Annotated in this window: 6 protein-coding genes; 2 read left to right on the top strand and 4 right to left on the bottom strand. The window is 60.5% G+C overall.

Annotated features, from left to right (window positions below; all coding sequences use genetic code 11):
• Positions 1-18 precede the first annotated feature (18 nt).
• Complete coding sequence (locus K8W16_RS12340) at positions 19-105, top strand: CBS domain-containing protein (RefSeq protein WP_369694444.1); 87 nt, start codon at positions 19-21, stop codon at positions 103-105.
• 581 nt (positions 106-686) lie between these two features.
• Here K8W16_RS12340 and K8W16_RS00240 read toward each other — a convergent pair.
• A complete protein-coding gene (locus tag K8W16_RS00240; protein WP_304120138.1) occupies positions 687-1,139 on the bottom strand; it encodes a hypothetical protein in 453 nt (150 codons plus the stop codon).
• Between the two features lie 859 nt (positions 1,140-1,998).
• On the bottom strand, positions 1,999-2,499 hold the full coding sequence (locus tag K8W16_RS00245) for a helix-turn-helix domain-containing protein (RefSeq protein ID WP_304120139.1): 501 nt from the start codon (positions 2,497-2,499) through the stop codon (positions 1,999-2,001).
• 1,188 nt (positions 2,500-3,687) lie between these two features.
• On the opposite strand from K8W16_RS00245, the gene K8W16_RS00250 reads away from it, so the two are divergent.
• The gene (locus K8W16_RS00250) at positions 3,688-4,680 is read left to right on the top strand and encodes a GGDEF domain-containing protein (protein ID WP_304120141.1); all 993 of its coding nucleotides are present in this window, start codon (positions 3,688-3,690) and stop codon (positions 4,678-4,680) included.
• Between the two features lie 508 nt (positions 4,681-5,188).
• On the opposite strand, the gene K8W16_RS00255 is transcribed toward K8W16_RS00250, so the two are convergent.
• Positions 5,189-5,917 (bottom strand): CatB-related O-acetyltransferase, encoded by a 729-nt coding sequence (locus K8W16_RS00255; RefSeq protein ID WP_304120142.1) that lies wholly within the window; start codon positions 5,915-5,917, stop codon positions 5,189-5,191.
• 750 nt (positions 5,918-6,667) lie between these two features.
• Positions 6,668-8,305 (bottom strand): ABC transporter ATP-binding protein (locus K8W16_RS00260; RefSeq protein ID WP_304120143.1); only part of this gene is annotated, 1,638 nt, incomplete at its 5' end.

An 8,305-nucleotide genomic window follows, 5' to 3' on the forward strand; every position in this document is an offset into this window, starting at 1 on the left:
ACAGCCAAGGCGCGTGGCATTATGGAAGAAAAAAAGATTTCATGTCTCTTTGTCATAAATGACAAGAATAATCCTGTGGGAATAATAACACTTCACGATATATAGAAAAATTCGATAATCGCGTTCAAGCATCCCCTTAAACCGGGCGGTTTTCCAGCCTGTAAGGGCTTATTGCCTGTCCACAAACAACGCAAGAAAGCGCTTCCCGAAAAGGGAGGCGCTTTTTTTGCGCGCGGCCCGCGCCCGGCAGGAAAAGCCCCGCCCGCGCACTTCCCCGCGCGGCGTTTCCCGCTCCTTTATCCCCTGCGCTGGGGCGGCGCTGGCAGCTTATCAACGACACGTCGCCGGACGTGCCCTTCTCCCCTGCGCCGGGGCAACGCTCCCCCCCGGCACGGGAAAAAGGGACATGAGGGGCCCGGCACAGGGCAGCCCGCCGTAAAAAAGCCGCAGGACGGGAACGCGCGCGGGGGCGCTCAGGCGGCGGATTCGCCCGTGAGGATAATGTCGACCATGGCCGCATCCCCCTCGTCCGTACTGGCAGCTTATCAACGACACGTCGCCGGACGTGCCCTTCTCCCCTGCGCCGGGGCAACGCTTCCCCGGCACGGGAAAAAGGGACATGAGGGGCCCGGCACAGGGCTGCCCGCCGTAAAAAAGCCGCAGGACGGGAACGCGCGCGGGGGCGCTCAGACGGCGGATTCGCCCGTGAGGATAATGTCGACCATGGCCGTATCCCCCTCGCCCGTAACGGAGAGAAGATGCAGGAATCGCCGAATACCGTTGTCTCCGGCCGCCATGGCGCGCACCTTTGTTTCCACACCGTTCATGACGTCGGAAAAATCGCTCATGGTCAAGTTCTCCTCAGACACCCGGATCACCGTTATCACATACGCGACCTCGCAGGCGGAAAACACACCGGAGAGGGGTAAAAGCGCCTCCTCCTTCGCCCGGAGCAGGCACTTTTCTCCGCAGGCACTCCCGCGCGAGGCCACGACAACGGAACAGGCCGCAGCCTCGCTGAGTTCGTCCCGGTCGCAGTTCGTCAAACCTGGCTCACGGCAGCGCTCCTCCAGAAAAGCCTGAAGTTCCGCATGGCTGATCTTCTTCACCCCGGGTACGATCACACGTTCTTCACTCATGTCCACAGCGCCTCCTCCGGCTGCCCTTGCAGTCCCCCGCGCGCGGCATCACGCGCGGCATGCCGTCCTTCGCGGCCCGCAGCCGCTTTTTTTCAGCATACGGAAGAAAACGCCCGCACCTAGAAAAAACGTCCCGGCCGTCCACCACAGTGTGGAAAAGGCGGAGCTTTCCCATGCCCGGAAAACTTCGGCCGGGGCGGCGCTTCCCTTCCCGGGCAGGGCCCCGCCACAGGGAAGAAGGGGCTTTGCACAGGAGCCCGCTACGGGGAAGAAGGGAACGCCACGGCCGGGCATGCAGCCCCGCGCCTCCCCCCCCGGGCTCTCCGGTCTTCACGACGCAAATCCCGGCCTCCCCGCAGGCAGGGGGCTTTGAAGGCGGCGGGGAAAGCGTGCCCCCGCAGGAGGGGTATCCCTCCCGCGCGGCGCGACCGGCTGAGGGACATGGCTGATGAAAAGAGGCCCCCGCGCGATGCAAAGGGCTCCTCCAGAAAGAGGGGCCGGACAAAGCCCCCTGCCCTCCTCGGGCGCTGTTTTCCATGATGTTCCGCATGCGCCCGGAGGCCCGGAAAAAAGGCGACACCGCTCCTCGGCGGCAGCACCGCAGAAGAAGCCCCGCTCGCGGGGCCATGCCGCGCCGGAAAGGGCACGGGCAAGGCGGCGGGCCCTCCCTGCCCTTCCGGGGAACGCAGCCTCCCGGGATCCCGGCATACGCCCGGCTCCCGCGCCTCAGGCGCAGGGGAAGGCCCCTCCCGTGCCCGACGGCGTCCTGCGCCTCAGGCAAGGGGCCCGGCATGCTCCCGCAGGCGGACGCAGGCCGCAGCCAAGGAGCCCGCCTCAGGAGGGATTCCCCCGCCCGGCTTCACCGGGATACGCAGCCCGCTTTTCCCCCTGTAAGAGGCATGACCCTCTGCCTTTTCCTCTCCTCGTAGTGGGCGCAGCGCTCGCACAGCTCGGCGTTTTCCTTCCACAGGCGGCGATTTTCCGAAGAAAGCTCGCGGCGCTCCTCTTCCAGCCTGTCCAGCCTGATTTCCAGCCGGTTTTCCAGCCTGGCGCAATAGGGGCACTTCTCTGCGGCGGCGCCCGGCCGCTCCGGGGCTTCCGCAGGCCCCGCCTGCCCCCGTGCCTCTTCCATGCCCGGCGTGCATGACTCCTGCGGGCACATGGGCCCGGCCCCCGTGAGCAGCCATTCCAGCCTGACGCCGGTTTTTGAACAGATTTTTAGTATGACATCAGTATTGGGCAGATTTTCATTCCGCTCGTAAACGCCCAGCGATCCCTTGCCGATGCCGAGAATTCGGGAAAAAGCCTCCTGCGAATCGGTGCCGCGCGCTAATTTTATACGTTCTCCAAGCGTACTCATAGGGTAAACAGTCCACGCTCCAAAACTTTTCCCTCGCTGCCGGGGTAGAGTGCTGCTCCCTGCCGAGGCATGGACGGAAAAAATTTGGACTAATTTTTAAGTTCCACCCTATAATTCTGCTTTACTTGAACAGAAAAATATTCTAAAATAGAGACGAGGGTGGTGACAGGGAAAGGTGACATTCCGACTTTATCCGCTCCGATGGGGAATAGCAATGTTTGACCGGCAGTAATTCAGCGAAAGAAAACACGGCGTCACCGCGTTGTTACGTTTCTTTTTCGTCTGGCAAGGGCGCAAGATCCCCTGAAAAACCTTCCGTGGCCGTCTCCTCTTCCGTTTTCTGTGCCGGAAAAGGCAGAAAAATATCATGCGCGCCTTCCTTTGCAGGAAGGGGACGGGCGGCCCCAAAACACGGATGCCCGCAGGCTGCTGCATGGGCACGGCGAAGCGCCGCAAGGAAAAAGGGGAACTGCCCTTCGGAAGGTGAGAAAGCTCAGGCATGGGGCGGGGCTCAGCCGGGGGCGGCGGGAGAGCCTTTCCTGCGGAGGAAGCGGCGTCGGGCTTCTTTTCTGCGGCCCGTTCTCCGGCGGGGCTCGCGTGTTCCGGCAGGGGACGGCTTCGGAGAAAGCGCGTTCCTTCTCCGCTGTGACGTTCCAAAAAGTATACTTTTTTAACGCTTTCCTGCGGGAGACCATGATACGGAAAGGACGCATATTCCACGGCAACGACGACGCAGGCCTGCGCAGGCGCCGCCGCCTTTTGTGTTTTTCCCGGCAGGCCTCCGCACTCTCCGTGCCTTCGGCCATGCCGCATTTCCCATGCCTTCCGACACCGCCCTTCACGCTGATTTCTCCCTGCCGGGGGAAAGGCGCCATTCCGCACGCGGGCATGTTCTGCGCGCTCCCCTGCCTGGCGAAAACATGCCGCACTTCCCGTGGACATTCTTTCTTGCACGAAACAGAAAGGCCTTATATCCTATCCCCAAACACCTTCCATGTCTTCCCTGTGTTTCGGGAAAAGTGCCCGGGGCACACATTATGGAGCTTTCCTTGCTTCCCTTGCGGAGACGCCCCGGCGCCGGAAAACATCGCAGGCCCGAAGAGCGCTCGTGATGCTGCCCGTCAGGACATAAAACATCATACAGGACAGCGGAATCGCTGAGAGAACCGACAACCCTCAGGGTTCACTATGGAACGCGCATTTACAGAAGAAAAAAGAAAAAATAAAATCAAGGAATTAACAAGTTTTTTCCTGCACAGGCACTACTGCGACAATCACGCGGAAGCCTTCGTCGAATACATGGACGAGGTCTTTCTGTGGTTCGGCGCGGCCGAACACGAGTATATCGTCGGCACGGAAAATGTGGCGGCGACGCTGCATACCTTCAAAGGCAAGGTGCCTCCCTGCGAGATCTCCAACGAACACTACGATGTGATCAGCGTCTCGGAAAACGTCTATGTCTGCACGGGAATGTTGTGGATTTCCACCTCCCCTTCTTCCGACATGTATCTGCGCGTGCATCAGCGCGTGACTACCGTCTTCCGCTGGACGGAACAGGGGCCCCGCTGCTGCCACATACACCTTTCCAACCCGTACACGGAGATGGTGGAAAGCGATATCGGTTTTCCTGAAAAAATGTCGCTGGAATCGCGCAAGTATTTTCAGGAGCAGATAGAGGCGCAGAAGAAAAAGATCGAGGAGCAGAACGCCTCCATCATCCAGATGCATTTTGAAGACCTCTCCACCGGGCTCTACAACAGAAACAAATTCAACCAGGTGTGCGACGCCCTGCGGGAAGACTGCGGCGAGCGGCTCGGCGTGGCCTATTTCGACCTGAACGGCCTGAAAAAGACCAACGACACCCTGGGCCACCATGCCGGGGACGAGCTTATCTACCGCACGGCGCAGCATCTCCGCCGGGTGTTCGACCAGAAGGCCTACCGCATCGGCGGGGACGAATTCATCGTCATCGACCACGAATCGCAGGAAAAAGCCTTCCATGGGAAGGTGCAGGAAGTCATGGAGGCCATGCAGAAAGACCATCTGAGCGTCTCCACGGGCGTGTCCTGGCGCGCTTCCTCCTGCGGCATCGACGAGCAGATCAACGAGGCGGACAGGAACATGTACCTTGCCAAGAAAAACTTCTATTCCCAGTGGGAGAACAACCGCAGAAGCCGCTGAGGGGATCCCGGCGGAGCATACCCGCACTTTCACCGGGCGAATCCCGGCCCTTCCCCTTCACACCGCAGGGGCGAAAGGCCCGCCCCGGATGCGCTGCACGGTGCGGGGCCTGTGCGGGCCTTGCCGGGGCTGCAAAAAATCACGCATGCACGGCGCGGGGCCTGTGCGGAAGCCCGGGCGTTTCACTCCGGCCCCCTCCGCCCCAAGAGCGGCCGGGCCCCCGGAACCTTGAAAAGAGGGATGTTCTTTGCCGGGAAACGCGGCATGAAGCCGGGTCTGCTTCAAGGCAGAAGAAGGCCTATGGCGAGAAAAGAGCCTTCGCTCCCCTCATACCCTCTTTTCCCCATCCCTCCCTTCAGCACGACCGGCCCCGGCCTTTCCCCTTCCACACCGCAGGCGCGAAGGCCTTGCGTTTCGGCAGAGAACTGCCCCACCGGGCCTGAAGATGCGTCATGTTCCGCAGGCGAAAGCTCTTGCCCCGCCTTCCTCCCCCCCCATTGCGGAGGCGTCATTTCCTTACAGGCAAAGGAACGGGGCTGCCCGTCCTCTTTGCATGCTCCTCCGGCTGATGCGGAGGCGTGCCCTTTTTCGGCGGCCGGGCGCCGGTTGCGGCAGGGCTCAGCCTTTCCACATTGCCTGAGCGTATGGCCGCAAGGTTTGCCGCGATGCGCTCTTCGGGCCAGTCCCACCATTGCAGCGACTGAAGACGCCCGACGACCGCGTCGGAAAAGCGCCTGCGCAGCATCCGTGCGGGCACACCGCCCACTACGGTATAGGGAGGAACATCCTTCGTCACCAGCGCACGCGCGCCGATGATCGCCCCGTCGCCTATAGTCACGCCCGCAAGGATAACGGCTTCATACCCTATCCATACGTCGTTGCCTACGCGGATATCGCCCTTATTGTCCCATGCTTCGGCGACATTCGTTCCTTCCAGCCCCCATTCCTCATAAAAAATGGGAAAAGGATAGGTGGAAAGGGAAGAGAGGGTGTGATTGGCGCTGTTGAAAAGGAACTTCGCACCGCAGGCGATGGAGCAGAAACGGCCTATAATGAGCCTGTCGTGATTGACGGGGTAATGATACAGCACGTTGTTGCGCTCAAAGTCCCTCGGGTCGTGCACGAAATCGTTATATATGGTATAGGCGCCCACCTCTATGCCCGGCCCGGTGATGACGTTTTTCAGATAGACGGTCTGCCTGTCCCCGGTGCGGGGGTAAATTTTTTCTGAATTCACGGTTCTCTGCTCCCTGTTCATGCTGCCATGGAAAAATCCTCGGATAACACCCCGGGCGGAAACGGAAATTTCCCCCGATGCATCCAATCCCTTGCGTCCTCTTCGCCGGCGTGCCTTGCGGCCCGGGCACACTGTACGGGCGCGGGGCTTGCCGGGGCGGCTGCGCGCGGACGGCGGAAATGAATTCCCTTGCGGCCCGGGCGCTCGAAAGCCCCGGGCCCCCAGAGCGTTGAAAGAAGGCTATCCTCCGCAAAACGCGCCCCCTCATCTCTGAAAAACATTCGCCTTTTGCCCATGAAGGCAGAAGAAGGCGCCGCACGAATTTTTGCCCACGGCAAACGAAGGCGGAACCATGCAGGGGACGTCATTTCTCCCCAAACATCTTTATCATCCTTCCTTTGCCCCTGTTTTCCGGCGCATGCCGGAAAACAGGCGGCCTGCGTGAGCGGGTCCTCAAGGACACGCTCACACGGACTCTGCGGCAGAAGGCGGTAAGGCGGAGCTTTCCCGCCCTTTCCAGCCACAAGCGACAAAAAGGAGCCTTTCCCACTCTCGGAAGCGTTCCGAAACATCCGTGATACGAAGGATAGCCCCGGCCGGCCCTCGGGGCCACGCCCTGCCCGATGCGGGGGCCCGGGGGAGGTCACCGCCCCCGGCGGGGTGCGGGGCGGCGCCCCGTTTGCCTTTCCAGATACCAAAAGGGCGGCGAAGCCATCCGGCCGCGCCGCCCGAAAGCATGTCGGAAGAAGCTCAGGCCACTTCGGCGGCAGGCTTTTCCTCTTCGGCACGGTGTGCAGGGGCCTTGAACTGCATATTGTAGAGAGTGCGGTACTGGCCGTTGGGTATGGCCATGAGCTCTTCATGGCTGCCGAGTTCCACAAGGTTGCCTTCGTTGATGACGGCAATACGGTTGGCGTTCTTCACGGTGGAGAGGCGGTGGGCTATGACGAACACCGTCTTATCCTTCATGAGGTTATCAATGGCGCGCTGCACGATTTCCTCGGACTTGTTGTCGAGGGCGGAGGTGGCCTCGTCGAGGATGACGATGGGGGAATTCTTGAGGAAGGCGCGGGCAATGGCCACGCGCTGCTTCTGGCCGCCGGAAAGGAGTATGCCTCTTTCGCCGATATACGTTTCCACGCCCTTGTCGAGAGAGGCGATGAATTCGCTGAGGCAGGCACATTCCAGGGCCTTCCTGATATCCTCATCCGTGGCGGAGGGGTTGCCGAGGAGTATGTTTTCCTTGATGGTGCCGTCGAAAAGGAAGTTGTCCTGAAAGACCATGGCAATATGCTGGCGCAGATCCTTGAGGGCGAAGTTGCGCACGTCCACGCCGTCCACCTTGATGCTGCCCTTCGTCACGTCGTAGAATCGGGGCAGGAGGCTGACCAGGGTGCTCTTACCGCCGCCGGAATTGCCGACAAGGGCCAGCATTTCGCCCACGCGCACCTCGAGGTTGATATCGTGCAGCACTTCCACATTCTTGCTGTAGCCGAAGCTCACATGCTCGAAAGCGACGCCCTGCTTCACTTCGGGCAGGGGCGTGGTCTCTTCCTTTTCCAGAAGGGAGGAAGGCCGCTCCAGAAGGGAGAACACGCGCTCTATGGCCAGGAAGGACTGCTGCACGGAAACGGCCACGTTGGTGATGTTCTTGAGGGGCGTATAGAGCATGAGCAGCGCGGTGATGAAGGAAACGAAGTTGCCGGCGGAAATGGTGCCCTGGACGATGAGCCAGCTGCCCAGTGCTATGGCGAGGCCGAGGCCTATGGAAATGACGAAATGCATGAACGGCGTAATCCACGCGGTGCGGCGCGTCATGGCCACGGTGAGGGTGAAGACGTCGTTCAAAAGGCTGTTGAAGCGGCTCTTCTGCCTCTCCTGGAGGTTGTAGGCGGCGATGGTACGGTTGCCGGAAAAAGTTTCGTTGTAGGTGGTGTTCACCTGGAACATGCAGGTGTTGTTGCGCGTAACCAGGGTATTGAGCAGCTTTTTCACCTTGGTGAGCGGGGCCACGGCCACCACAAGGATGACGATAGCCAGAATGGAAAGCTGCCAGGAATTGTAGAAAAGCACGCCGATGAGGGCAATGGAGGAAAAGATTCTGGTGAGAAAGCTTTTCAGGTTGCCCAGAAGGCCTGAGCAGGCCAGTTCCGCATCGGAATTGAAGCGGAAAAGCACCTCGCCGGAGGTGGTCTTATCGAAGAAGGAAGGCTCGATTTCCACGAGCTTCTCATAGAGCCTGGCCTTCACGCCCATGGTGAGCTTGCCGCCCACCCATGCGTTGAGGTACGCGCCCCCGAAGTTCAAAAGGCCCTGCACCGTGGTGAAGCCCACGATGAGCAGGGGGATGTACCACGGCGATTCCATTCTTCTTGCTCCCTCTCCTCT

The organism is Mailhella massiliensis, from assembly GCF_020741395.1.
GTDB lineage: Bacteria > Desulfobacterota > Desulfovibrionia > Desulfovibrionales > Desulfovibrionaceae > Mailhella > Mailhella massiliensis_A.

What these genes read in the sequence shown, in the direction of transcription:
- K8W16_RS00240 (WP_304120138.1), bottom strand. Translation starts at nt 1,139, where the DNA reads ATGAGTGAAGAACGTGTGATCGTACCCGGGGTGAAGAAGATCAGCCAT.
- K8W16_RS00245 (WP_304120139.1), bottom strand. Translation starts at nt 2,499, where the DNA reads ATGAGTACGCTTGGAGAACGTATAAAATTAGCGCGCGGCACCGATTCG.
- K8W16_RS00250 (WP_304120141.1), top strand. Translation starts at nt 3,688, where the DNA reads ATGGAACGCGCATTTACAGAAGAAAAAAGAAAAAATAAAATCAAGGAA.